Origin of the sequence: Trebonia kvetii (assembly GCF_007827045.1) — a bacterium.
GTDB classification, from domain to species: domain Bacteria; phylum Actinomycetota; class Actinomycetes; order Streptosporangiales; family Streptosporangiaceae; genus Trebonia; species Trebonia kvetii.
The window spans coordinates 382,179-406,545 of the sequence record NZ_RPFW01000001.1; the positions used below are offsets into that span (position 1 = coordinate 382,179).

Annotated in this window: 19 protein-coding genes; 10 read left to right on the top strand and 9 right to left on the bottom strand. The window is 68.7% G+C overall.

Going from position 1 to position 24,367, the window contains the following annotated elements:
• Nucleotides 1–3: 3 nt before the first annotated feature.
• From EAS64_RS01575 to EAS64_RS01590, 4 genes are read right to left on the bottom strand one after another with little or no spacing between them, the layout of a single operon-like run.
• Nucleotides 4–672: a hypothetical protein gene (locus EAS64_RS01575; RefSeq protein WP_145850913.1), complete on the bottom strand. Its 669-nt coding sequence runs from the start codon at nucleotides 670–672 to the stop codon at nucleotides 4–6.
• 4 nt (nucleotides 673–676) lie between these two features.
• Nucleotides 677–2,680: a cytochrome c oxidase subunit I gene (locus EAS64_RS01580; RefSeq protein WP_187365618.1), complete on the bottom strand. Its 2,004-nt coding sequence runs from the start codon at nucleotides 2,678–2,680 to the stop codon at nucleotides 677–679.
• Nucleotides 2,681–2,700: 20 nt separating this feature from the next.
• Nucleotides 2,701–3,678 carry a cytochrome c oxidase subunit II gene (locus tag EAS64_RS01585; RefSeq protein WP_145850915.1) on the bottom strand — a complete coding sequence of 326 codons (978 nt, stop codon included), beginning with the start codon at nucleotides 3,676–3,678 and terminating at the stop codon, nucleotides 2,701–2,703.
• Nucleotides 3,678–4,409 (bottom strand): hypothetical protein, encoded by a 732-nt coding sequence (locus tag EAS64_RS01590; protein ID WP_145850916.1) that lies wholly within the window; start codon nucleotides 4,407–4,409, stop codon nucleotides 3,678–3,680. The genes EAS64_RS01585 and EAS64_RS01590 overlap by 1 nt, the downstream gene beginning before the upstream one ends.
• 276 nt (nucleotides 4,410–4,685) lie before the next feature.
• On the opposite strand from EAS64_RS01590, the gene EAS64_RS01595 reads away from it, so the two are divergent.
• The 6 genes from EAS64_RS01595 to EAS64_RS01620 all read left to right on the top strand — a co-directional run bounded on the left by EAS64_RS01595 (nucleotide 4,686) and on the right by EAS64_RS01620 (nucleotide 11,181).
• Nucleotides 4,686–5,429: a response regulator transcription factor gene (locus EAS64_RS01595; RefSeq protein ID WP_187365619.1), complete on the top strand. Its 744-nt coding sequence runs from the start codon at nucleotides 4,686–4,688 to the stop codon at nucleotides 5,427–5,429.
• Complete coding sequence (locus tag EAS64_RS01600; protein WP_145850918.1) at nucleotides 5,404–6,789, top strand: sensor histidine kinase; 1,386 nt, start codon at nucleotides 5,404–5,406, stop codon at nucleotides 6,787–6,789. The genes EAS64_RS01595 and EAS64_RS01600 overlap by 26 nt, the downstream gene beginning before the upstream one ends.
• A complete protein-coding gene (locus tag EAS64_RS01605) occupies nucleotides 6,786–7,355 on the top strand; it encodes a TlpA family protein disulfide reductase (RefSeq protein WP_145850919.1) in 570 nt (189 codons plus the stop codon). Before EAS64_RS01600 ends, EAS64_RS01605 begins: the two co-directional genes overlap by 4 nt.
• A gap of 36 nt (nucleotides 7,356–7,391) precedes the next feature.
• Complete coding sequence (locus EAS64_RS01610) at nucleotides 7,392–8,015, top strand: hypothetical protein (protein WP_145850920.1); 624 nt, start codon at nucleotides 7,392–7,394, stop codon at nucleotides 8,013–8,015.
• Nucleotides 8,016–8,109: 94 nt separating this feature from the next.
• A complete protein-coding gene (locus tag EAS64_RS01615) occupies nucleotides 8,110–9,309 on the top strand; it encodes a S1C family serine protease (protein ID WP_145850921.1) in 1,200 nt (399 codons plus the stop codon).
• Nucleotides 9,310–9,531: 222 nt separating this feature from the next.
• A complete protein-coding gene (locus tag EAS64_RS01620) occupies nucleotides 9,532–11,181 on the top strand; it encodes a S1C family serine protease (protein WP_145850922.1) in 1,650 nt (549 codons plus the stop codon).
• A gap of 137 nt (nucleotides 11,182–11,318) precedes the next feature.
• Here EAS64_RS01620 and dapE read toward each other — a convergent pair whose 3' ends face one another.
• The 4 genes from dapE to EAS64_RS01640 all read right to left on the bottom strand — a co-directional run bounded on the left by dapE (nucleotide 11,319) and on the right by EAS64_RS01640 (nucleotide 15,159).
• Entirely contained in the window at nucleotides 11,319–12,365 is a 1,047-nt protein-coding gene (gene dapE, locus EAS64_RS01625; protein WP_145852260.1) for a succinyl-diaminopimelate desuccinylase, read from the bottom strand.
• A gap of 81 nt (nucleotides 12,366–12,446) precedes the next feature.
• The gene (locus EAS64_RS01630) at nucleotides 12,447–13,409 is read right to left on the bottom strand and encodes a LysR family transcriptional regulator (RefSeq protein WP_145850923.1); all 963 of its coding nucleotides are present in this window, start codon (nucleotides 13,407–13,409) and stop codon (nucleotides 12,447–12,449) included.
• 52 nt (nucleotides 13,410–13,461) lie between these two features.
• Nucleotides 13,462–14,049, bottom strand: a complete 588-nt coding sequence (locus EAS64_RS01635; protein WP_145850924.1) for a TMEM165/GDT1 family protein — start codon at nucleotides 14,047–14,049, stop codon at nucleotides 13,462–13,464.
• 423 nt (nucleotides 14,050–14,472) lie between these two features.
• Nucleotides 14,473–15,159, bottom strand: coding sequence for a Crp/Fnr family transcriptional regulator (locus tag EAS64_RS01640; RefSeq protein WP_145850925.1), 687 nt, complete (start codon nucleotides 15,157–15,159; stop codon nucleotides 14,473–14,475).
• Between the two features lie 219 nt (nucleotides 15,160–15,378).
• Between EAS64_RS01640 and EAS64_RS01645 the strand changes: the two genes are divergently transcribed.
• Entirely contained in the window at nucleotides 15,379–16,980 is a 1,602-nt protein-coding gene (locus tag EAS64_RS01645; protein ID WP_145850926.1) for a protein kinase family protein, read from the top strand.
• Nucleotides 16,981–17,120: 140 nt separating this feature from the next.
• Nucleotides 17,121–18,764, top strand: coding sequence for a glutamate--tRNA ligase (locus EAS64_RS01650; protein ID WP_145850927.1), 1,644 nt, complete (start codon nucleotides 17,121–17,123; stop codon nucleotides 18,762–18,764).
• A 243-nt stretch (nucleotides 18,765–19,007) separates the two neighbouring features.
• Here EAS64_RS01650 and EAS64_RS01655 read toward each other — a convergent pair whose 3' ends face one another.
• Complete coding sequence (locus EAS64_RS01655) at nucleotides 19,008–20,312, bottom strand: glycosyltransferase family 4 protein (RefSeq protein ID WP_187365620.1); 1,305 nt, start codon at nucleotides 20,310–20,312, stop codon at nucleotides 19,008–19,010.
• Nucleotides 20,313–20,782: 470 nt separating this feature from the next.
• Between EAS64_RS01655 and EAS64_RS01660 the strand changes: the two genes are divergently transcribed.
• Together EAS64_RS01660 and EAS64_RS01665 are read left to right on the top strand one after the other, a co-directional pair.
• On the top strand, nucleotides 20,783–23,326 hold the full coding sequence (locus EAS64_RS01660) for a DEAD/DEAH box helicase (protein WP_145850929.1): 2,544 nt from the start codon (nucleotides 20,783–20,785) through the stop codon (nucleotides 23,324–23,326).
• 210 nt (nucleotides 23,327–23,536) lie between these two features.
• Nucleotides 23,537–24,364, top strand: coding sequence for a putative protein N(5)-glutamine methyltransferase (locus EAS64_RS01665; protein ID WP_145850930.1), 828 nt, complete (start codon nucleotides 23,537–23,539; stop codon nucleotides 24,362–24,364).
• The last annotated feature ends 3 nt before the right edge of the window (nucleotides 24,365–24,367 follow it).

The following is a 24,367-nucleotide window of genomic DNA, read 5'->3' on the forward strand; positions in this document are numbered from 1 at the left end:
AGCTCAGCGCACGTAGAACAGTAGCCAGAATATGAACGTGACGATGGCGAGGTAGTTCCACACCACCGTGAAGGCGCTCAGCCCCGACTGGAATCGCTGCACCTCATACGCCTGCGCGTAGGTGGGCGGCTGCTCCACGAAGGAGATGGCGGGGATGTTCCTCGACCGTGCGACCAGGATCTCCAGCCAGATCATCGCACCCAGCCAGGTGACGAGCGCCACCGGGTAGAACCCGACGAAGACGCTGGCGAAGCCCGACTGGCCGGGCTGGAACGGCAGGTTGAGCAGCTCGACGAGCTGCAGCGCCACTGCCGCGAGTCCGAAGACCAGCGCGACGGCCGCCGTGACGAACCAGTCGCCCTTCTTGCCGCCCTTGATCCGCTGCAGGCCGACGGTCTGGATGACCGCGCTGACCACGATCAGGCCCGTGATCGCCTCGCCGTAGTGGTTCGACGGGATCCGCGTCGAGCTCGGCAGCCACATGCCGTGGCCGTTCGACGAGAACAGGTAGAAGTAGGCGAAGGCGAACGCGCCGAACAGGAACGACAGCGCTCCGATCGCCAGCCTGCTGCCCGTCCACGCCGCGTTGAGCGCCGCCTCATGGTAGTAGGCATTCTCTTCGGTCGCCCGGACAGCGGCCTCGCCGCTGCCCGGGGCAGTGATTTCCGCCATCTGTCTAGGCCTCCGATCCGGTGCTTGCCGCGCCGGCCAGGACCGGCGGCGCCAGAGAGCCGTCGATCACGCCGGCCGGCGGATGCAGGTCCGCCACCGGCAGCGCGTCCGGGTCGCCGTACTCGTACGGGCCGGCCAGGACCACCGGGATGTACTCGAAGTTGTCGGCCGGGGGCGGGCTCGGCACCTGCCACTCCAGGCCGCGTGACTGCCACGGGTTCGCCGCCGCCGGCTTGCGCCAGACCACCGTGGACATCACGAAGTTGAAGATGAACACGCACATCGACCCGCCGAGGCAGAACGCGGAGATGCTCACCCAGTCGTTCAGCGTCTGCAGGTTGGCGGCGTACTCGAAGACCCTTCGCGGCTGGCCGAGCATTCCCGCCGCGAACAGCGGCATGAACGTCGAGTTGAACGCGATGAACATCGTCCAGAAGTGGATTTTGCCAAGGCGCTCGTTCATGGTGACGCCCATGACCTTCGGCAGCCAGTAGTAGATGCCGCCGAAGAACGCGAAGATCAGGCCGCCCATGATCGTGTAGTGGAAGTGCGCCATCACGAAGAAGCTGCCGTGCGCGGTGGTGTCGGCAGGAACGTCGCTCAGGAATACTCCGGAAATCCCGCCGAACAGGAAGTTCACGAAGAACGCGATCGAGAACAGCATCGGCACCGTCAGCCGGAGCTTCGCCTTCCAGAAGGTGCCCATCGCCACCAGGAAGATGAACCCGGTCGGGATCGAGATCAGCTCTGTCGTCAGCATGAACAGCGGCCGCATGTCCGGGTCCATGCCGGAGTCGAACAGGTGGTGCTGCCACACGAAGAACGACAGGATCGCGACGCCGAACATGCCGGCCACGCTGATCTTGTACCCGAACAGCGGCTTCCTGGTGAAGACCGGGATCAGCTCGGACACGATGCCGAATCCTGGCAGCGCCAGGATGTAGACCTCGGGATGCCCGAAGAACCAGAACAGGTCCTGGTACAGATAGCCAGACCCGCCTAGCTGGTCGATGAAGAACGCGGTCTGCGCCGTCCGGTCGGTGATGATCATGTACATGCCGCCGACGAGCACGGGCGCGGCGAGCACCAGCAGGAACGCCGTGGTCAGCATCGCCCAGACGAAGACGGGCAGCCGGGACCAGCGCATGCCTGGCGCCCGGTAGCAGATAATCGTGACGATCATGTTGAAGCCGGCCAGGATGATCGAGACGCCCATCAGGCCGAAGGCGAACGCGTACCCGTCCATGCCCACGCCGGCCTGGATGGACAGCGGCGCGTAGCCGGTCCAGCCGGTCGGGAACCCGCCGTCGAGGAAGGCCGAGAGCAGGATCAGGTACGCGGCCGGCGTGAGCCAGAAGCTCAGCGCCTCGAGCCGCGGGAACGCCACCCGCTTAGAGCCGATCATGAGCGGCACCAGGTAGTTTCCGAACGGGCCGACGATGACCGAAGTCATCATCATCATCATCATGGTGCCGTGCTCGCCGACCACCTGGAGGTACATGGTCGGCGACATCACGTGGTAGCTAGGTGACAGCAGCTCGGTCCTGATCGCGATCGCCAGAAGGCCGCCGGTGAAGAAGTAGATCAGCATGCCGAACAGGTACTGCAGGCCCACTACCTTGTGGTCCAGCGTGAACCTGAAGTACTTCGCCACGCCTTTGCCGTTGACGTGACCCTCGTGGAGAGGGACGTTCCTGTTCAGCGGCCTGCCGAGCATCTGGCGGAACAGGTCGTTGAATACGCCGAGCCCGATCAGCCAGCCAAGGACGAGGAAGGCGTAGCCGAGTACGATCGCCGTGTCGTTGCTGTCTGCCGCGCCACCGCCCGTCGCCGTGAAGCTCGGGGTCATGTAGTTGCCGAGCCAGTGGCCGATGGGATATCCGATCACGGCCCCGAGGATCGCGGTGAAGATGTTGGGGCGCAGCCACCAGGAGCGCTCCCTGGGGATGGCACCCGGCCCGCCGCCGCCGGGGATCTGGGCACTCTCCGGCTGGGTTTCGATAGCCATGGGGTTACCTCGCTCCTTTCCTACGGCTGTTCCGGGTCGGCCGGGTTGTAGTAACCGCCGCCGGCGCTGGTCAGGCCGAGGGCCTGGTTGATCTTGCCCGCGGGGATGTTGGTCGGGTCGTAGGTGAGCGCGTAAGGCGGCAGGATCTTGGTGACGGCCGCCAGCTTGACCTGCGACGCCTTCGTCCATGCCAGGAAGTCCGAGTCGCTCATCACCTGACCCGTGTCGTACATCGCGCCGTGCCAGATCCCGCACAGCTCGGCGCACCGGACCTGGAAGTAGCCGGTCGCCTTCGGCGTGGTGTACGCGACGTTGTTCACACCCGGGTTCGCGTCGGCCTTCACGCCGAGCGTGTAGGCCCAGAAGGAGTGGATGACATCCAGCGAGGTGACGTTGAACTGCACTGGCTGGCCGACCGGGAGCGCGAGCTCGGTGGTCTCGAAGCCGCCGAACTGCGGGTAGCGGTACGTCCACGCCCACTGCTGGCCGATCACCTGGACCTGCAGCACGTTATTGGAGTTCGGCGTCCACGAGGTGAGCGACGCGGCCGGCGGTATGCCGTTCTTGAAGACCGGCTGCGGGCCCTGTCCAGCGCCTGCGCCGGCCGGGACAAACAGCTCGATCGTCCCGTAGACGGCAAGGCTCAGCACGATCGCGGAGGTGCCGATGATCCAGGTCGCCTGGACCTTCGTGTTGCCGTGGATCGGCGCGGCGTCGGTCTCGTCACCCGGCTTCTGCCGCCAGAAGGCAATCGCCCAGCCGAAGTACAGCAGCACGCCGACCACCACCGGAGTGGCTATCGTGCCGAGGACCGTGATGTCGGTCTGCTGGCTCGCCGCCTGCTCAGAGGCGCGCCCGGGGGGCATGTGCGGCCCCAGGACAAGCGCCACGAGCAGGCACCCGATGACGCTGAGGACGATCCACGTGACCAGCAGCCACAGGGTGTCCCTTCGCCCGCCTTCGGCAGCTGGCGTGGCGGTTGACGCGTCGGCGGCCATCAGGCCTCCACCTCCATCTGGCCCATCATCCAGCCCGGCGCGGCCATCGGGCCGCCGTTGCCGTCCACGTAACCGCCGCCGCACGGCACGAAGCACTGCCAGCGGAAGGTGCCGCCCGTCTTGGGTGTCTTGAAGCTGAAGGTCACGATGGAGTGCGGCGCGTTACCGGTGGCCGCGTCGTTCCCCACACACGGACTTACGGCGCACAGGTTGTTGTTTTCATCGACCGTCGGCGGCGACGCGACAGGCACGTTGACGCCGAGTCCGGGGATCGCGAACGTGTGCTGCACCGAGCAGTCCGCCCACGAGTCGAAGGTCGACACCGGCGTCACCGGGGAGGTCTTCCCCTTGTTGTAGATGGAGAGGTGCTCGACGTCGCCTACGACGCCGGCGACCCGTCCCCAGAGCGGGTTGCGCAGCGGAGTGCACCCGTCGTACCCCAGGATCGTCACGTTGATCCTGGTGTTGGCGGGGACTTCGAAGTACGTCGTGTGTTCAAACTGGCCGGTTGCCGGGTTCTTGATGAAATACGAGACCCAGTCGGGCTTATTCGACGTCGTCGTCTGAGGCGTGGTCATCAGCGTGATGTCTACCGCGCCGTTCTTCGCGTACGGAGCGTAATTCTCAACAGGCGGCTGCTCGCCGATGATATGGAATGCAACGAAAGCCACGCCCGCGACAACCGCTAGGAAGGCGACCACCAAGGCCGCCACCCGAGCCGGTAGTGACACCGGATACCACCTCGTTCCCGCGCAGGTTTGCTCACTTACGCCCCTGATGGTGATGGCGGTCACAGTGCAGTAGCAACACTCACGCCCATGGATGACAAAATTGTCATGCGGGTCCTGATGGCCAACCAGCGTCGCCTGTGCGAGTCTTCGCAGCAGATTTACAATCGATTGCGCCGCTTTCAGGTAACAAGTGCGATACGGCGGGCCGCACCAAGTTGACCCCAGAAAAGGTCACAGACACCATCAAGAGGACACTGATCGGTCAGGCAGGTGAACGTGGCACCTCTGGGGCGGATCCTCATCGTCGACGACGAGCCCAAGATCCGTTCGTTTGTCGGCCGGGCGCTGGCAGCCGCCGGTTACACGCCCGAGTCGGCGGGCAGCGGCGCGGAAGCCGTGCGCAGCTGCGGCGCGAACCGCTACGACCTGGTCATACTCGACCTGGTGATGCCGGACATGGACGGCAGGCAGGTGCTGCGGGAACTGCTGTCCTGTCGGCCAGACCAGGCCGTGATCGTGCTGTCCTGCGTGGCGGACGTGGCCGCCAAGGTCGACCTGCTCGAGCGGGGCGCCCAGGACTACCTGACCAAGCCGTTCTCCCTCGCCGAACTGCTCGCCAGGGTCCGCGTCCGGCTGCGCGACGAGGCGCACGAGGCCGGGGGCCCCGGCCTCGCGGAGCCCCGCCCGCTGATGCCGCCGCTCACCGCGCCGCGGCACTCGGGCACCGCGGTCGGCGAGGTCATCAAGGCCGGCCACGTCATGCTGGACGTGGGGCGGCTAGTCGCGGACATCGGGCACGGGCCGGTCCCCCTGACGAGGTTGGAGTTCCTGCTGCTACGCGAGCTCGCCGAGCACGCGGGCGAGTCGGTGTCGAAGGGCAGGCTGCTCGCCTCCGTCTGGGGATACGACTTCGATCCCGGTTCCAATGTGGTCGACGTGTGCGTCCGCCGGATCCGTTCGAAGCTCGGCTTCGAGCTGATCAAGACGGTGCGGGGTGAGGGCTATCAGCTCGTCTCTTAGAGGCTCTCCTGCCGTCTCTTCTATTGGTCTTGCGGTCAGGCTCCGGCGGACACAGGCGCGGCTCGTCGCGCTGCGCTGGCCGTACAGCCCGCGCACGCTCGACGTGAGCTGGGCCGTCTTCTCCGTGCTCAACCTGTCCGCGATGTACTACTTCGCCTACTGGGAGACGATCCCGTTCCACTTCATCTGGATCAGCATCACCCTGCTCTACGGGTTCCGTTCCTGGCCGACGGGGCCGACCCTGTGGATACTTGGCGCGGTCATGGCGACCACCGCCCTGGGCATCGGCCTCGACGTGTGGCGGCAGACCGAGCCGCCCGAGGAACTGACCGAGGTCCCGCTGATGGCCGCCGTGTTCGTCGCCATGGTCTGGCACGCGCAGCGCAAGCAGGCGGCGGAACGGTCGCTGCGGCTGGTAAGCGAGCAGAACGCCAGGCTTCTTGCCGACCAGCGCCAGTTCCTGCAGGACGCCGCGCACCAGCTGCGCACCCCGATCACGATCGCGCTCGGTCATGCGGAACTGCTCGCCGAGGACCTCACCAGCCAGCAGGGCAAGGACATTGATGTCGTCATCGGGGAGCTCGACAGGCTGCGGCGGATCTCCGAGCGGCTGCTGCTCATAGCGGCCGCGGGCGACCCCGCGTTCCTACACCCCGAATACGTGTCGCTCGACCAGCTGATCGCCGAGCATGTCAGGCGCTGGCGGCCCACCGTGAACAGGCACCTGCGGATCGGGCAGCTGGACGCGGTCGCGGTGCGGGCCGACAGGGAGCGGCTCGGGCTGGCGCTCGACGCGCTGATCGAGAACGCGGTCCGGCACACCGAGAGCAACGACGTCATCCAGCTGTCCGTCATCCGTGGCTACCCGGGGGCACCGGCCAGGATCATCGTCGCGGACACCGGCAGCGGCATACCCGAGGACCAGGTGCCGCTCATCTTCGACCGGTTCCGCACCGGACAGGTTCACGAGAGCGATCCCCGCCCCGGGGACGACGGGCACTCGCGCGGAACCGGCCTCGGCCTGCCCCTGGTCCGCGCGGTCGCCAACGCGCACGGCGGCAACGTCACCGTGCACAGCGAGCTTGGACGGGGCAGCGAGTTCGAGCTGACGCTGCCCGCGCCGTCCAGCACCCGGCAGGCGCTGCCCGTCGGCGGCACCGGTATCGATGTTGGCCTCGGCATCCCCGTGAACGTCGGTACCGTGGGTGCGAGTGGTGCCGTGGATACCGTCGGCGCCGGTACTGTGGGGGCCGGTACTGTGGGCGCCGGTACGGGCGGCGCCGGCGGCGATGCAGGCGCGGACAACGACCCGTCGGCGCAGGCGGCGAGGAACCACGGGCAAGGGAGTGCCACACGATGAACGGACCGGGCGTGGCTCGGCCGCCGGTAGCGCGGGCGGCCCAGCTGATCGGCAGGCACAAGGTGATCTCCGCGGCCGTCGCGCTGTTCGCCGCCGCGGTCATCGTAGTCAGCGTGGCCACGAGCGGCTCGGCCGCGCCGGAGAACCACCCGGCCGCGGCGGGGTTCACGCTGACGGCCCTCGGCCAGCCGGGCAAGCAGGTATCGCTCAGCCAGTACGCGGGCAAGCCGGTGATCATCAACTTCTGGGCCTCCTGGTGCGACCCGTGCGCGAAGGAGACCCCGCTGCTCGCCAGCTGGTACAAGCAGCAGCACGGGCATGTCGTCCTGCTCGGCCTCGACGAGAACGACGCCGTGGCGAACGCGGTCAAGTTCGTCAACGCCAAGGGCGTCACCTATCCCATTGGCTTCGACCCCAACGTGACCGTGGCCAGCAAGTACGGCGTCGACGGCCTGCCGCAGACGTTCTTCCTCAACGCCAAGCACCAGATCGTGGATCACGTGCTCGGCGCGGTGACCGAGGCCGAGCTGGCCAAGGGAGTGCGCCTGATGAACTCCGCCTCGTGAAGCTCTCGTGGCGCCTTGTGAAAGGGTGACCGGCCGATGACCTCTCCCGCGCAGACGCGGCTGCCTGGCGCGCCGCTGCGGCCGTCCGGCTGGGCCACCCGGCGGACCCCGCTGTGGGTCTTCGCCGCTCTCGCCGTTCTCGCGGTCGGCGTGCTCCTTGTCTCCCTGTCACACAAGCCCTCGGACTCCCAGCGAGCCGCCGACCTGACCGGGTACTTCCGCGACGCGCAGGCCGGCATCGGCTCCTGCGCGGCAGGCCTGCGCGACTCGGAGAACGCCTACCGGCAGGTGCTCGGCGGCGACACTGGGCACGAGAAGACAGCGGAGTCGGTCTTCACCTACGGCGGGTCGAACTGCACCGTGGCGGGCAACCAGGCGCTGACCGACTTCGCCTCCTACCAGGTGACGGAGTCGCTGTCTTCGCTGAACCTCGACGCGGCGGACAACGATCTCATCACCTGGTCGTTCGAGGCCACCGCGGTGCAGCAGGACATGCTTGCTGTGGTCCGGGCGACCGGCGCCGCCCGGGCGAGCGCCCAGACGACGCTCGCGTCCGGGCTCGCCAAACTGGACGCGGAACGGGCGGCCATCGACGCGATCTGGACCGCCGCAAAGCGCGCTACCGGCGCCACTTCCGCGTTCCCTAGCCTGCCGGCCTGACGGGGCCGTCGGCTCAGGCAACCAGGCCATCCAGCATCTCGGCTGGTCAAAGCAGGAATGACCGGGTTAAGTCGCGGGAAATATTGCTTAGGTGATGCCGCGCGAGCCTGGCCTTAGTCGGGCGCTGATCCCGTTGCTGGTCGCCGTGCTGGGCATCATCCTCGGCACGGGCGGACTGGCCCTGCTGCGCAAGTTCACGCCGGAGCCGCCGACCACGCTGGCCGCCACCGCGGCCAAGGGGAACGCGGGGAAGGCACTGTCCCAGCAGGCCATCGAGGCCCGGATCGAGCCGAGCGTCGTCGACGTCACCGCCACGCTCACCTATGACGACGAGACCGCCTCGGGCACCGGGTTCGTCGTCGACGCCAAGAAGGTTCTGATCGTCACCAACAACCACGTGATCAGGGACGCCACCGAGGTCTCCGTCACCATTCCGGCGACCGGGCAGAGCTATACGGCCCGGATCGTCGGCGCGGACGTGCCCGCCGACATCGCCGTCCTCGAGATCAAGCCCGTCCCAGGGCTGAAGGCGGCCCCGATCGGCGACTCCGCCGATCTCGACGCCAACGACAAGGTCATTTCCTTCGGCAACCAGGCGGGCGCGGGAGGCTCGCCCGCGGTCGGCACCGGGATGATCAGCGGCACCGCACGTACCATCCAGGCGGCCGACGGCGCGTCCGGGTTCAGCGAGACCCTGCACAACATGCTGGCCACGACCGCGAAGATCGAACCAGGCGACTCGGGCGGCCCGCTGGCGGGCACCGCGGGGACCGTCATCGGCGTGGACACGGCGGCAGGCACCGGCGGCACCTCGACCGGCTACGCGATCCCGATCAACGCCGCCATGGCCGCCGAGCGGCAGATCACCGAGGGACGCCCGGCCCCCGGCGTCACCTTCGGCGTCAACGGCTTCCTCGGCGTCGTCGTGGGATCGAGCAAGGCGTCATCTCCCGCAAAGCAGCGAGCGCAGGAACACAGAGGAACGGGTGCGGCCGGCTCTCCAGGCGGATGCGTCTCCACCAAGTCAGAGGTCCTGCCGCCCACGGCCATCGCTCCGGTGCGCGTCGGCGCACTCGTCATCGGCGTGCTGTGCGGCACCGGTGCCGCCTCGGCCGGTATCGCCTCAGGCGACGTGATCACCGAGGCCGCCGGACGCCGGATCGGCTCGCCGAATGAGCTGACCGCCATCGTGAACGGCAGCCGGCCGGGTAGCGTGGTCTCCGTCACCTGGGTCAGCAGGTCAGGAACCCTGCGGACCTCGCAGGTCAGGCTTGGTGCCGCCCCGGCCATCTGACCCTGGGGCGTCCTTTCCCGATGGCGGCCAGGAAGCGGTCGGCATAATTCTCGGGTGTTCCGCCGTTGCTCTATTGGGGACCGGCACGGTGGGGCCGCCAATCCTAAGCGGCCTTCCAGCTTCTCTTCAGGTTCGAGTCGCTTACTAATAAATGACGGCATGTGGCAGCCGCCGCCTACCGTCACGGTCAACACCGACGCTGTTCTTGTGAAGGCGAGATTGATGCACGACGACGAGAGTGATGGCGCTCAGCACGGCGGATGGCAGCCACCCGAGTACGTGAGCCCCTGGATCCCCGCGTCGAGCCCGGATGACGACGAATCCGGCAGCGCTCCCGGCGGCACGCGGCCGGGCGCCACAGGGCAGGCCGGCGACGGCAACGACACGATCTCCTTCGGCCAGGACCGTGGTCACGCATACGGGCCTGGCGGTTACCCGCCGGGCTACCCGCCGCCCGGGTACGGCCCGCAGCCCGACTACGGGCAGCCCGGATACGGGCAGCCCGGATACGGGCAGCCTGGATACGGACAGGCCGGTTACGGGCAGCCGGGTTACGGACAGTACCCCTGGGGCGGTTATGGCGCTCCCCCGCCGCCGCCTCGCTCCGGGTTCGGGCGGACGCTCGCCTACCTGGCCGTTGCCATCCTCGCGGCCGGCGCCGGTGCAGGCGCGGCGGTGGCGCTGAACCACTCGAGCAACAGCGCGCCGGTATCCCTCGGGAACGGCGGGTCGCAGGTGAACCCCTACGGCAACGGGAACGGGAACGCCAACGGGAACGCCAACCCATACCCGTTCCCGTCGTCAGGCAATGGCAGCGTGCCGAACGGCAGCTCGGGCAACTCGGGAGCCAGCGGCAACAGCGGCACCGGTTCGCTTAACGCAAGCGCGCTCGCCAAGAAGGTTGACCCGGGCATCGTCGACATCACGTCCGACCTGCACTACAGCGACGCCACCGCGGAGGGCACCGGCATGGTGATCTCCTCCGACGGCCTCGTCCTCACCAACAACCACGTCATCGACGAGGCGACCAACGTGTCGGCCACGCTGGTGACCTCGGGCAAGTCGTACACGGCCAAGGTGCTCGGCTACGACGCCACCGACGACGTGGCACTGCTCCAGTTGCAGGGCGCGTCGGGGCTGAAGACCGTCACAATGTCTGACTCGTCCAAGGCCAAGGTCCACGATGCGGTCCTGGCGCTCGGCAACGCCGGCGGCAGGGGCGGGCTCCCGTCGACCGCGCAGGGCACCATCCAGGCGCTCAACCAGTCCATCGAGGCCAGCGACAGCGGCGCGCGGACCACCGAGAAGCTGCACGGCATGATCGAGACGAACGCGCCAATCCAGCAGGGTGACTCCGGCGGTCCGCTCGTCAACGGCAGCGGCGCGGTGATCGGCATGAACACCGCGGCCAACTCCACCGGGTACGGCAACTACTCGACGGCCACGACCGGCTTCGCGATCCCGATCAACTCCGCGCTTACTATCGCCAACCAGATCAAGTCCGGGCAGGCGAAGGGCAGCGTGCACATCGGCCTGGCCGGCTTCATGGGGGTCAACGTCGCGGACGCGTCGAAGCCGAGCAACTGCAACACCGGCGGCGACGGCTTCGGCGGCCTGGGCGGCGGCCAGCAGCCCGCGGTGAGCTCTGGCGCGCTGATCTGCCAGGTCTACCCGGACGCCCCGGCCTCTAAGGGCGGCCTGGCCAGCGGCGATGTAATCACCTCGGTCAACGGCTCCGCGATCTCGTCGGCGGACGGGCTGACAAAGTTCACATCTGGGTCGCACCCCGGGGACGCGTTCGCGATCAACTACGTGGACGCGTACGGTGCTCACCACTCGGCCACCGTGACTCTCACCGGGTGGGCCAAGTAGCCTCTGGGGTTACTCCGCATAAGCCAAAACATGGGTTGCGACTTTGGTCGTTAGCCGGGTCGTTAGTGACGGAATGGGGTTCTAGCCGGCCCAACGGTAGGGTCTATCTCGAGGATCGGGCGGCGCCTGGGGCGGGGTTAGGTGGTTAGCCAGGTGGTTAGGGATTGCTCGGCGGCGGTTATGGGGGCGGCTTCTACGTATTCGCCTGGGGTGTGAGCGATTTCTGGGCGGCCTGGGCCGTAGTTGACGGCGGGGATGCCCAGTTCGGCGAAGCGGGCCACGTCGGTCCAGCCGAGCTTGGCGCGGGGCTCGGCGCCTACGGCGGCCACAAAGGCGGCGGCGAGGGGCGCTGCCAGGCCGGGGCGGGCGCCGGGGGCGTTGTCGAGGATGGTGACTTCCCAGGCGGGGAACAGGTCGCGGATGTAGGCCTCCGCCTGCTCGCCCGAGGTGTCCGGGGCATAGCGGTAGTTGACCGTGACGGTGCACTCGTCGGGGACCACGTTGCCCGCGACGCCGCCGGAGATCTCCACCGCGTTCAGGCCCTCGTGGTACTGCAGGCCGTCGACCACCGGCTTGCGGGCCTCCCACGCGCGCAGCACGTCCAGGATCGCTGCCGCCTCGTGGATCGCGTTCTTACCCATCCAGGAGCGTGCGGTGTGCGCCCGCGCGCCCCTGGCCGTGACGGCCGCGCGGAGGGTGCCCTGGCAGCCGCCCTCGACAGAGCCGCCGCTCGGCTCGAGCAGGATGGCGAAGTCGCCGGCCAGCAGTTCGGGGGCGGAGCGCGACAGCAGGTACAGGCCGTTTTGCGCGACGTCGACCTCTTCGCACTCGTAGAACACGTAGGTGATGTCGCGGTTGGGCTCCGGGACCCCGGCTGCGAGGCGCAACTGGACCGCCACCCCCGCCTTCATGTCTGAGGTGCCGACCCCAGTCAGCCGAACCCGTTCGGCGTCCCATTGAGAGGGGAAGTTGCCGGCGTGCGGCACGGTGTCGATGTGGCCGGCCAGCACCACTCGTTCTTTTCTGCCCAGCGCGGTCCGCGCGACGAGGGTGTTGCCGTGGCGGGTCACCTCCAGGTGCCGCAGGCGGCGCAGCGCCCGCTCGATCGCATCCGCGAGCGGGCCTTCGTTGCCGCTGACCGAGGCGATGTCGACGAGGGCGGCGGTCAGGTCGGGGCCGTCCATGAGCAGGTCGAGGTCGTGATCCACAACATCAAACCTATCGGTGCGGCGGCAGAGCCACACCCGGGCGGGCCGGGTCGCGGGTTAGACCGGCTCGTGGGCGCCGACCGCGGGCTGGCGGGCCATTGCCCTGGCGGCGCTGCGCAGTGCCGCCACGATGACCGCGACCGACGGCCGGACCACGGAGGCGGTGCGGGCCACCGCGAACACGTCCCTGGCCAGGTCGAGGCCGGCCGGCAGTTCGCGGACCACGACCCGCTTCTCGTAGGCGCCGACGGCTAGCCGCGGCATGATCGCGATGCCCAGGCCGCGTGCCACCAGGTTGGCGACCGTGCCGAGGCCCTCGAACTCCGACGGGACCGGCGGGGTCAGCCCGACAGCGGCGAGCAGCCGGTCCGCGGCCTGCCGCGACGGTTCGCTTGACGGGGCGGCGAGCCAGGACTCGTTGCGCAGCGCGCGCAGGTCGACCGGGCGGTCCGGGTCCGCGGCCGGGTGGTCACGGCCGACGACGAGGATGAGCGGGTCGCGGACCAGGTGGTAGTAGCTGAGCATGCCGTGGCCCGCGTCGCCCGCGTCCAGGTCGGCGGACATCCGGCCGGTCCAGTCGTCGACGATCGCCACTTCGACCTCGCCCGACCTGACGAGCTGCAGGCCCTCGGCGGGGTCAGCCTCGCGCAGCAGCAGGCTGAGGTGCTGATGCTCGCGGAGCGAGCGTGCCAGCGCCGGGGCGAACGCGACCGCCGCGGACGGGAACGCGGTCACCACCACGCGCCCGCTCGGCTGCGCGGCGTGGGCGGACAAGTCCGCCTCCGCGGCCTCCACCATGGCGAGGATGCGCTCGGCGTGCACGGCCAGGCGCTTGCCCGCATCGGTGAGGCCCGCGCTGCGCGCGGTCCTGTCGAGAAGCGGGGTGCCCGCCTCCTTTTCGAGCACGGCAAGCTGCTGCGAGACCGCGCTCGGTGTGTAGCCCAGGGCCTCCGCGGTCCGCGCGATCGAACCTCGCGCGGCGAACTCGTGCAGCATGCGGAGCCTGCGGATATCAAGCATTACCAAATCTTATCCTGATGCTGCGGCGATCAGCGCTAGCCCTAACGCTCGACTAGTTCGCGGCGGCATAGGCGCTTGTGCCGGCCAAGATGACCATGACCACGGCCGCGCCCCTGGTCAGCCAGTGCATCGGGATCAGCTTGAGCAGGCGCCAGCCGAGCGTGACCGCGCACGCGGCGGCGACCCACAGGCCAAGGGTTGCGCCGATGCCGACGGCGATCGGGTCATGGAAGCGCGCGGCGAGGCTCACGGTAAGGAACTGCGTCAGGTCGCCGAACTCGGCGAGGAACACGACCGCGAAGGCGGTGCCGAACACGGGCCAGAAGCCGCTTCGCATGCCGTCCCTGCCGGTGTCATCGTCCTCGTCGTCCTTCTCTGCCTTCTGCCGCCACAGCACCACGGCGCCGGCGAGGAACGCGGCCGCGGCGCACGCCTCCACGATGTGGTGCGGGAGCAGGCTGAGCGCTCCGCCCGCCGCCACCGCGATGACCACCTGCGTCATGAAGGCCAGGGCGGCACCGCCGAACACCGCGCTCGGACGATAGCGGCTGGACAGGATGAGGCACGCGAGGATGGTCTTGTCGGGGAGTTCGGCGGGCAGCACGGCCAGGAAAGTGGCGGCCGCTGCGGTCAGGCTCATCGCTCGGGTGGCTCCCTGAAATCGGGCCGGCCGGTTTCTCGCTGTGCGGCCACGAGCCTCCGGCACGGCAGCGCGGGCGATGTCCAGGGATTCCGGGCACCGGCTGTCGGCCGAAGGTCTCACTCAGACCCCACCAGGCAAATCCCTGGCACGGCCCCCGGGCACCGGATCCGGCTGGACAGTTTTGGCTGGCCACCGAACCGCGATTGTCGGCGTCCCGGCGAAGACGTGTCCAAAACACGTCTTCGGGAGCTACTCCCCTTCGCGCTACCCATAGTAGCGGAAAATTAGCGAGCGACCGGCCACCACCCCAAGCCGGTCGCTCGCAACGGATCTGTCCCTCCGCAAGGACTAATCTCCGCGAGGAACCATAGCCCATGGCGCCGCGGCAAATTCCCTCCGACGAGGGGTTCAGCCGATTTCCTAGGGAAATCGGAGGCTATCGAGATAGGCCATGTCGCGTATTGTAATTTCTCGATAACGCGTTGTGACAGCGCCTTGCTTCCGAAGGTCCTTCAGCACGCGCTCCGTGGTGGATACCGCCACTCCCGCGAGGTCCCCGAGTTCGCTTTGGGTAATCGGCACCCGGACCGAGCCATCGGGTCCCGGCTGCGCGTGCAGCCGGCCCAGGTCGTAGAGAACCTGGGCGAGCCGCTCTTTGGCATCCCAGACTCGTTCCGCCGCGCGCCGCTCCGTGGTCGACCGCATCTTCGCCAGCAGGTACCTGGTGACCGCACCCTGCATAGCGGCGGACTCGCCGGTGATCTGCACGAAGGCGCTACCGCCGATCTTCAGCGCGGTGACTTCGCCCACCGCCCGGGCCGTCGCCGTCCGCGGCTTCTCGTCGAGCAGCGCGAACTCGCCAACCAGGTCGCCGCGCGAGCGGATGGCGAGCGTCGTCTCCGCGCCGCTCTCGGCGGCGACGATGACCTTGACCAAGCCGTTGGTCAGCACGTAAACGCACTCGGCGATCTCGCCCTGGAGCAGCAGGATCGCGTTGTCGTCAAAGCGAATGGGAGCGCCAGCGGCAAGCAACGCGGCCCGCTCCGTCTCTTGGAGCTGGCCGACGAAGCTGCTCTCCGGCCACTGGTCGCGGCTCGCGAGGCTCATGGACGCCCTCCGCTCCCGCGTGCCAGCGGCGGGAACGGGCAGGGGAGATATCGACACTGGCACGTCACTTATATTGCCAGATCTCACGGACTGATAACGAGTATTTGGCACCTTCCGCTTTGGGCAATTGCTATTACGCTATGGGGTGGGAGCGTGGCGAAAATGGAAGACTGGGCGCAGGACGTGGGGACGGCCGGGCCCGGGAGCGGAGCATCTGGCGTGCGACGGCAATCCGGTCGCGCGCTGCGAATGGGATTCGTGCTCGATGTCGCCGGATATGGCGGCCGCTCCGTGCCTGGCAGGGACAGCGTGCAGCAACGGCTGCGCCGGCTGGTGGTCGCGACGCTCGCGGAATGCGGGCTTAGGCTCGACGCGACCGTCGTCGACCATCAGTGGACCGGAGACGGGATCAATGCGATCCTGCCCGCCGACATCGACCCGACCGCCGTGCTAGCGGTTCTGCTGAGGTCGCTTACGGCGAGCCTAAGCAGAGACAACGCAGAGCATGCGGACCGGATCAGGCTGCGGATGGCGATCGGCGTCGGGCTGGTCGAGCGGAACGTGGCCGGCTTTGGCGGCCCGGTCATCGTCGACATCAACCGGCTGGTGGACAGCGCGGCGCTGCGGTCCGCACTCGATGCCGAACCCACCGCCGATCTCGCCGTCGCGCTTTCCGATCATGCGTTTGCGCTAATAATCCAACCGGGATATCCGGGAATTCCTGTCGCTCAGTTCACCAGGGCGGACGTCGCGGCGAAGGAATTCTCCGGTCCTGCCTGGATATGGGTATCGACGCGGCAATGGAGCGAGCCCGCCTACCTTCCCCTTGGCCCTGGTGACCCGCGGGAGGCAGACGGGTGGCGGATCGTCGCCCGGCTTGGCGAGGGGCAGGCCGGGACCGTCTACCTCGCCAACGTCGCGGGCGCGGCCGGCGCCGCCGTCCCTGGTGCCAGCCCCTTCGGCGGCGGACGGGCCATCGACGGCGGAAGCGGTTTCGCGGGCGAGAGCATTTTCGGCGGCGACGCCGACGACGACGACGGCGACTCCGGCGCGGTGAACTCGGGGTGGGCGGCGGTCAAGATGTTCGACCAGCAGCTGACCGCGGACCCGGATGTCCGGCGCCGCCTGCCGGTGGGCGTTCTCGCCGCTTCCGTGGTCCGCCACCCGCATCTGACGTCGGTCATCGATTGCGGCGCGCTGGCGGGCCGCGGGCAGCGGTGGGTGGCGAGCACCCTGGTGCGCGGTCCCTCGCTCGCCGCCGTCGTCACAGAAACGGGCCCGCTGCCGGCGGAGACGCCGGGCTGGATCGCCCTCGGCGTCGCCGGGGCGCTCGCCATGCTGCACGAGACCGGCCTCGCCCACCACGCCGTCTGCCCGCGCAACGTGCTGCTCGGCGGGCACGGGCCGGTGCTCACCGACTTCGGCACCAGCAGGGCGGCGCTGGTGGCCGGGCCGGGAGCGGCCGCCGATGACGTGCTGATGCTCGGTGTCACGGCGCTCTACGCGGCGACCGGCCGGTCACCGTGGGCCGACATTCCGGCGCCGCTCGCTCCCGGCATCCGGGTGACCGTGAGCGTGCCGCCTGGCGAGTCCGATCTCGACGGCTGCCCGCCGTGGCTGGCGCCCATCGTGCTCGCCTGCCTGGCCGCCGACCCTGCCAAACGGCCAACCGCCGAGCGGCTGCACGCCTGGCTGCTCGCCGAGGTCGGCCATCAGCCGCGGTCCTGGCTGCCCGGCCCGGTCGCCGCCCGGGTCACAGAATGCCAGGCGCTGCCGCCGCCTCGCGGGCGGCTGCGCTGGCCGCGCGGCCGCGAGTCGTAGCAGGGCACCGCGGGGCCGTAGCGGGGCACCGCGGGGCCGTAGCGGGGCACCGCGGGGCACCGCGGGGCCGTAGCGGGGCGCCGCGGGCCGTGGCCGGTTAACCGGAGCGGGGGCAAGCGGGCCCTCGGTAGGCTTGACTCATGCTGAGCGCGGACCTTATCGATTCCCTCTTCCCCGCCGACCTGCCCACACCGCAGGAGATGGCGGCGCGCTACCCGGCGCGGTCGCTGCCGCCCGGCGCCCAGGTGACGCGGTTCGCGCCGTCGCCAACCGGCTGGCTGCACATCGGGGGGATCTTCACCGCGTCGGTCAACTTCGACCTCGCGCGGCACAGCGGCGGCCGCTACCTGCTGCGCATCGAGGACACCGACCAGGCGCGGTTCTCCGAGGGGGCGCTCGCGCAGTTCGAGGCGGGTTTCGAGTACTTCGGCATCGCGGCCGACGAGTCGGATGCCGTGGGCGGGGCCTACGGCCCCTACACCCAGTCGGCCCGCGCCGCGATCTACCACACGTACGTGCGGGAACTGCTGCGGCAGGGCAAGGCGTACCCGTGCTTCGAGACCACCGAGCAGGCCGAGGCGCGGGTCGAGCGGCAGAAGGCGGTCGGCGCGCTGCCCGGGTACTACGGTGACTGGGCGATCTGGCGCGACGCACCGGAAGACCAGGTGCGCGCCCGCCTCGCGGCTGGCGACCCGTACGTGGTCCGCTTCCGGTCACCGGGCATCGGCGGCGCGCGGGTCAGCTTCACCGACGAGATCCGCGGCGAGCTGAGCGCCGACGACAACCGCAACGACGTGGTCATACTCAAGCGCAGCGACGCCGAGCTCCGGCTGCCCACCTACCACTTCGCGCACGCGGTCGACGATCACCTCATGGGGATCACGCTGGTGGTCCGCGGCGAGGAGTGGATCTCCTCTGTGCCGCTGCACCTGCAGCTATTCGATGCCCTTGGGTTCCCGAGGATCCCCTACGCGCACGTGGCCCCGCTGATGAAGCAGGACGGCGGCAGCCGCCGCAAGCTCTCCAAGCGGAAGGACCCGGAGGCAAGCGTCGGCTACTACCTCGAGCAGGGCTTCCCTGCCGAGGCGGTGCTGTACTACCTGCGCGGGCTCGCCAACGGGCGGCTCGCGGAGATGCCGCTGCCCCAGGCGCTCGCCGAGCCGCTGCGGCTGGCGGAGTTCGGCGTCGCCGGGCCGCTGCTGGACATGGTCAAGCTCGATGACGTCAGCGCCGACTACGTCGCGACGCTGCCGAGCCCGGTGATACTCGAGCGCCTGCTGCCCTGGCTCGCCGAGTACGACAAGGACCTCGCCGCGGTGGTCACCGCGGAGCGCGACCTGGCGCTGCGCGCCCTTGACGTGGAGCGGGTCGACACCGAGAAGCCGCGCAAGGACCTGCGCAAGTGGGCGGACTTCCGCACCGTGTACGGGTTCTTCTTCCCCGAGGTCTACGAGCTTGTCACCGACCCGGCGGACGAGCGGTTCAACGGCCTCGCCGTGGACAAGGTGCGCGCGATGGCGTCCGGGTTCGCGGCGGCCTACGTCGAGCCAGGGCCGGACGTGGAGTGGTTCGACCAGATCCGCAACCTGGCCGGCGAGCTCGGCTTCGCGCTGCGGCAGAAGGACTACAAGAAGAACCCCGAGGCCTTCCCCGGCTCTATCGCCGACGCCGCCGCGGTGATCCGCGTGCTTGTCACCGGCTCACGCCAGTCGCCCGACCTGGCGCAGACCTGCGCGGCGCTCGGGCGCGCCGAGGTGCTGCGCCGGGTCACCGCGCTGGGCTGACGTTTCCGGCTGGTGTCTCAAGATCAAGATCAAGAGCCGGTCATGGCTTGGGTACCGGAAGATTACCCGCGGCGCTCCTTCGGAAGGCCGCGGGCTAATCTCCCGGCACCCGCGCCTCTCCTCGGTGGCTGACTAAGGTCAAAGTCAAGATCAAAGTCAACGGCTGGAGAAGCCCGAACGGGGTGGTGGTTGGCTGGGACGCCTTGCTATGACTCTGCGGGCGGGGTGGCGTCCTTGGTTTGGTTACATCTGGACCGGCTCGGCGAACAGCTGGCGGCGGGCCGGCCAGGTGGCCAGGTAGTCGTCTACCGGGTCGGCCTTCAGCGGTACCGAGCGGTTGAAGCGGTCCGCGGCCAGGTTCGCCAGGTCGATGAGCCGCTGAGCGCTGCGCGCGCTGGTGAACTTGCCTGCGAAGGCGGCCGCGACCGCGCTGCGCTCGGCCCGGTTCGCCAGCACGTCCTCGATCCGCGCCAGCCACTCGGCCGGCGCTGTGTGCGGCGCGACGAGGAACCGGTCGTCGGGGGTGGCCTCGGGCACGCCGCCGATCGACGAGGCGAGCACCGGGACGCCGAGCGCCTCGTATTCGAGCGCCGCGACGCAGAACGTCTCGATGAACCCGGGGATGACCCGGGTTGGGAAGACGCCGACCTCGGAGGTGGCACGCAAGCACTGGGCGTCGTGGGAGCTGACGTTGCGCAGCACGGTCAGGTTCGGCATAGTCGCCGCCCGCTCCGTGAGCACGTCGCCAAGCGAGCCGGTCCCGGCGATGACGAACTCGAACTCCGGCCGGCAGGCGGCGGCGAGGTCGGCGATCGCCAGCAGGGTGTCGAGGCCCTTCTCCTCCTCGAGCCTGCCGAGCGTGGAGATGATCACCGAGTCCTGCCGCAGCCCGGAGCGCTGCCGGAACTCGCGCAGTTCCTCTTGCGACGGCTGCGCGTACGCGACGGGCGGCAGGCCCGGGTAGCGCAGCACGATCGACTCGGCGAGCGTGTCTGCGAGGCGCGCGCCGCCGACCGCCTCGGCGCCGGCCAGGAAGCGCTGCGCTGTGTAGTGCGACACCGTGCACAGCACATCGGCGCGCATTACGTCACCGAACAGCACACCGGCCGACCCGTCCACGAGGTGCTCGCAGACGGATTCGAGAACGTCGCTGCCCTCTATGCTGTGGATAACGATAGGCCGCCGCCGCAGAAGTGCGACTGCGTCCGCGACCCTATTGGCAAGGGCCGCGTGCGGATCGATGTAATAAGTGTTTATGACGTCGATATCGTTTTCAAGGCAGGCTCGATAAAGCTCCGCCCCGACCGCGCGTAGCAGGTGCCCGTCCGGCACCCGGCGATTTCCCGGCACTTCCCGAACGTGGTGGACCACGACTCCCTGGCCTGCGTCGTCCTCCGGATCCGGGGATGCCCCGCAGTACGTTACTTGGTGTTGCTCTGCCCCAGTGAGCACGGCAAGCGCGGTGTTGTTCCACAGCGCCTGCTTCGCGTGCCCCGACCGATAGGGCGGGTACTTGCTGAGCGTGATGAACCGGAGGGAATTTTTCATATACGACATCCGGAAGTTAAAGTGATGGCCTGGGAAAGTTTTTCTTGCGGTAGCAAGAGAGACCATGATGCGGCACACGTGACGCCATTGTCAATGAGGCCTAAACGGGGTGTCGCGCACCGCTCCGCGGCCCCCCGTCAGGCCCTGGGCGCGTCCCCCGGAGGTCCGGTTATACCGTTCACGGCACGGCGAGCGCAGCACCTTCGCCGAGCACTTCATCCACTGTTTACTTCTGGTAACTGTTGCTGACCCGAAGACGTCGTGTTGAGGCTTGTTCGGACCCGATTCCGTCGTTCGGCACGGGTCGGACCGGGAAGATCTGCGGGCTCGTTCGAGTTGTTGATCACATCGTGTGATATCCCGGGGCCGTTCTTGGAGAGCGGCCGCTGTCACCGCCCTCTTCACGGTTGAGGAAACGGGTCAGGAAGCGGTTCAGGCAGTCGGGACGGCAAGGCACGATAGATAACGACATGACGACGCTCACCGAACTGCTGCCCCCGCTGCTTACCGACCCGGACAATCCGCCGGACCCCGATGCCATCTTCAGCGCCTTCGCCGACTGGGCGAAGGACCGCGGCCTCGCGCTCTATCCGCACCAGGAAGAGGCGCTGATCGAGGTCGTCATGGGCTCGAACGTGATCCTGTCCACCCCGACGGGATCCGGCAAGTCGCTCGTGGCCACCGGCGCGCACTTCACCGCGCTCGCCAACGGGCAGCGCAGCTACTACACCGCGCCGATCAAGGCGCTGGTCAGCGAGAAGTTCTTCGCGCTGTGCGAGATCTTCGGCCCGGCGAGCGTCGGGATGATGACCGGCGACGCGTCGGTCAACGCCAAGGCGCCGATCATCTGCTGCACCGCCGAGGTGCTCGCCTCCATCGCTCTGCGCGACGGCGCGGACGCGGACGTCGGCCAGGTCATCATGGACGAGTTCCACTACTACGCCGACCCCGACCGCGGCTGGGCGTGGCAGGTGCCGCTCATCGAACTGCCCAAGGCGCAGTTCGTCCTCATGTCGGCGACCCTCGGCGACGTCACCCGGTTTCAGGAAGACCTGACCAGGCGCACCGGCTGGGCCACGGCCGTGGTCAAGAACGCCGAGCGCCCGGTGCCGCTGGTCTTCTCCTTCAGCCTGCAGCCGCTGCACGAGACGCTGAACGAGCTGCTGACCACGAACCAGTCCCCCGTCTACGTGGTGCACTTCACCCAGGCGGCCGCGCTTGAGCAGGCACAGGCGCTGATGTCCACCAACATGTGCTCCCGGGCGGAGAAGGACGCGATCGCCGAGCTGATCGGCAACTTCCGTTTCGCGTCCGGCTTCGGCAAGACGCTGTCCCGTCTCGTGCGGCACGGCATCGGCGTGCATCACGCCGGGATGCTGCCCAAGTACCGGCGTCTGGTCGAGACACTCGCCCAGGCCGGCCTGCTCAAGGTCATCTGCGGCACCGACACCCTCGGCGTCGGCATCAACGTGCCGATCCGCACCGTCGTGTTCACCGCGCTGGCCAAGTACGACGGGAAGAAGACCCGGCTGCTGCAGGCCCGCGAGTTCCACCAGATCGCCGGGCGGGCGGGCAGGGCCGGGTTCGACACTCTCGGGCAAGTCGTGGTTCAGGCGCCCGAGCACGTCATCGACAACGAGCGGTCCTACGCCAAGGCCCTCGCGAAGACCGGCGGCGACGAGGCCCTGGCGCGACGGCGTGTCGTCAAGAAGAAGCCGCCGGAGGGGACGATCTCCTGGGGCAAGCCGACCTTCGAGCGGCTTGTCGCCGCCGAGCCAGAACCCCTCACGTCAAGCTTCACGGTGACGCACGCGATGGTGCTCAACGTCATCGACCGGCCGGGCAACGCGTACCAGGCGCTGAAGCACCTGCTGACCGACAACCACGAGGACCGGGCGAAGCAGCGCAAGCACATTCACCGGGCCATCGAGATCTACCGTGCGCTGCTGGCCGGCGGCGTGATCGAGCGGCTCGACGAGCCGGACGACCAGGGCCGCTACGTCAGGCTCACCGTGGACCTGCAGTTCGACTTCGCGCTCAACCAGCCGCTGTCGCCGTTCGCGCTCGCCGCGATCTCCCTGCTCGACCGGGAAACCGACACGTACGCCCTCGACGTGCTTTCCGTCATCGAGTCCACCCTTGACGATCCCAGGCAGATCCTGTCCGCGCAGCAGTTCCGCGCCCGCGGCGAGGCCGTCGCCGCGATGAAGGCCGAGGGCGTCGAGTACGAGGAGCGGATCGAACTGCTCGAGGACGTGACCTGGCCGAAGCCCCTGGAGGACGTCCTCGAGGCCGGCTACGAGATCTACCGGCGCGGCCACCCCTGGGTGGGCGACTACATGGTCTCGCCCAAGTCAGTGGTCAGGGACATGTACGAGCGGGCCATGACGTTCGGTGAGTACGTCCAGTTCTACGGTCTTTCCCGCTCAGAAGGGATCGTGCTGCGCTACCTGGCCGACGCCTACAAGGCGCTGCGGCAGACCGTGCCGGACGAGGCCAAGACCGAGGAGCTGACCGACCTCATCGAATGGCTCGGCGAGCTGATCCGCCAGGTCGACTCCTCCCTGGTGGACGAGTGGGAGAAGCTCACCCACCCCGACGACCTGTCCGCTGACCTCGCCGAACTGAGGTCGCAGCCGAAGACCGTGACAAGCAACCCGCGTGCGTTCCGCGTGCTGGTGCGCAACGCGCTGTTCCGCCGGGTCACCCTCGCCGCGCTGCGGCATTACGACGAGCTCGGCGAGCTTGACGCCGCCGACGGCTGGAACGCGGCGGCCTGGTCGGAGGCCCTGTCGGCGTACTTCGATGAGTTTTCTCAGATCGGCACGGGGCCGGACGCGCGCGGGCCGTCGATGCTGATCATTGACGAGGCTCCCGGCGGCTGGACGGTCAGGCAGATCTTCGACGACCCGGCGGGCGACCACGACTGGGGCATCTCGGCCACCGTCGACCTAGCCGCCTCCGACGCCGAGGGCACGGCGGTCGTACACGTCACCGACGTCGGGCAGCTTTAGGTCTTTAGTTGATCATCCCGAACGGCGAGCTCTTTTCTCCTGCTTCACCACTTTGAGTTTGAGGGCGGGCCAGGTCAGGAGAAAAGAGTTCGAGGCAGCTGCGCGCTTTCCGCACGCGCGCTGCCGGAAATCGGTTGGCGCGACGGGGCTGCCGCCACGGTCATTAAACGCTTGAGTGGCCGGCCGGGCGCCGCTAGCGTGGGCTCCCTCATGGGAACAGAGGGAGCGGTGATAGCCCGGCTGCGGGCCGCGGGCTGCGTGTTCGCCGAGGAGGAGGCGGCGCTGCTGTTCGCGACCGCGGCCACGCCTGCCGAGCTTGAGGCGCTAGTCGAGCGGCGGGCCGCCGGGGAACCGCTCGAGCAAGTGGTCGGCTGGGCGGAGTTCTGCGGGCTGCGGGTCTTCGTCGATCCTGGGGTGTTCGTGCCGCGCCGCCGCAGCGAGTTCCTTGTCTCCGTCGCCGTCGGCCTGGTCCGCGCGCGGGGCGAACTCGCGCGGCCGGCGATCGTCGACCTGTGCTGTGGGACCGGGGCGCTCGGGCTCGCGGTCGCCTCGGGGCTGACCGGTCCCGCCGGCCTGGCCGGTTCCGGCCTGGCCGGGTTTGGCGGGCGGGTGGAGTTGCACGCTTCCGATCTCGATCCTGCGGCGGTCGCGTGCGCGCGACGTAACGTCGAGCCGCTGGGCGGCGTGGTCTACCAGGGAGACCTGTTCACGGTGCTGCCCGGTTCGCTGCGCGGCCTGATCGACGTGCTGATCTGCAACGCGCCGTACGTGCCGACATCGCAGATCGCGTTCATGCCCGCCGAGGCGCGGGACCACGAGGCGCTGCTCGCCCTGGATGGCGGCACGGACGGCCTTGCCGTCCTGCGCCGGGCCGCGGCCGGAGCGCCTGACTGGCTCGCGCCGGGCGGCGTGCTGCTCGTGGAGACCAGCGAACAGCAGGCGCCGGTGATGGCCGCGGAGATGGACGGCGCCGGACTCGACGCGCGGATTCACGACGACGACGAGTACGGTGCCACCGTTGTCACTGGCACCCGGTAGCTT

Bases quoted from the DNA above. Each gene is read 5' to 3' on its own strand.
- dapE (WP_145852260.1), bottom strand. From the start codon at position 12,365: ATGGACGGCCCCGACCTGACCGCCGCCCTCGTCGACATCGCCTCGGTC.
- EAS64_RS01615 (WP_145850921.1), top strand. From the start codon at position 8,110: ATGCCGCGCGAGCCTGGCCTTAGTCGGGCGCTGATCCCGTTGCTGGTC.
- EAS64_RS01575 (WP_145850913.1), bottom strand. From the start codon at position 672: ATGGCGGAAATCACTGCCCCGGGCAGCGGCGAGGCCGCTGTCCGGGCG.
- EAS64_RS01620 (WP_145850922.1), top strand. From the start codon at position 9,532: ATGCACGACGACGAGAGTGATGGCGCTCAGCACGGCGGATGGCAGCCA.
- EAS64_RS01585 (WP_145850915.1), bottom strand. From the start codon at position 3,678: ATGGCCGCCGACGCGTCAACCGCCACGCCAGCTGCCGAAGGCGGGCGA.
- EAS64_RS01640 (WP_145850925.1), bottom strand. From the start codon at position 15,159: ATGAGCCTCGCGAGCCGCGACCAGTGGCCGGAGAGCAGCTTCGTCGGC.
- EAS64_RS01660 (WP_145850929.1), top strand. From the start codon at position 20,783: ATGACGACGCTCACCGAACTGCTGCCCCCGCTGCTTACCGACCCGGAC.
- EAS64_RS01635 (WP_145850924.1), bottom strand. From the start codon at position 14,049: ATGAGCCTGACCGCAGCGGCCGCCACTTTCCTGGCCGTGCTGCCCGCC.
- EAS64_RS01655 (WP_187365620.1), bottom strand. From the start codon at position 20,312: ATGAAAAATTCCCTCCGGTTCATCACGCTCAGCAAGTACCCGCCCTAT.
- EAS64_RS01650 (WP_145850927.1), top strand. From the start codon at position 17,121: ATGCTGAGCGCGGACCTTATCGATTCCCTCTTCCCCGCCGACCTGCCC.
- EAS64_RS01665 (WP_145850930.1), top strand. From the start codon at position 23,537: ATGGGAACAGAGGGAGCGGTGATAGCCCGGCTGCGGGCCGCGGGCTGC.
- EAS64_RS01605 (WP_145850919.1), top strand. From the start codon at position 6,786: ATGAACGGACCGGGCGTGGCTCGGCCGCCGGTAGCGCGGGCGGCCCAG.
- EAS64_RS01630 (WP_145850923.1), bottom strand. From the start codon at position 13,409: ATGCTTGATATCCGCAGGCTCCGCATGCTGCACGAGTTCGCCGCGCGA.
- EAS64_RS01580 (WP_187365618.1), bottom strand. From the start codon at position 2,680: ATGGCTATCGAAACCCAGCCGGAGAGTGCCCAGATCCCCGGCGGCGGC.
- EAS64_RS01610 (WP_145850920.1), top strand. From the start codon at position 7,392: ATGACCTCTCCCGCGCAGACGCGGCTGCCTGGCGCGCCGCTGCGGCCG.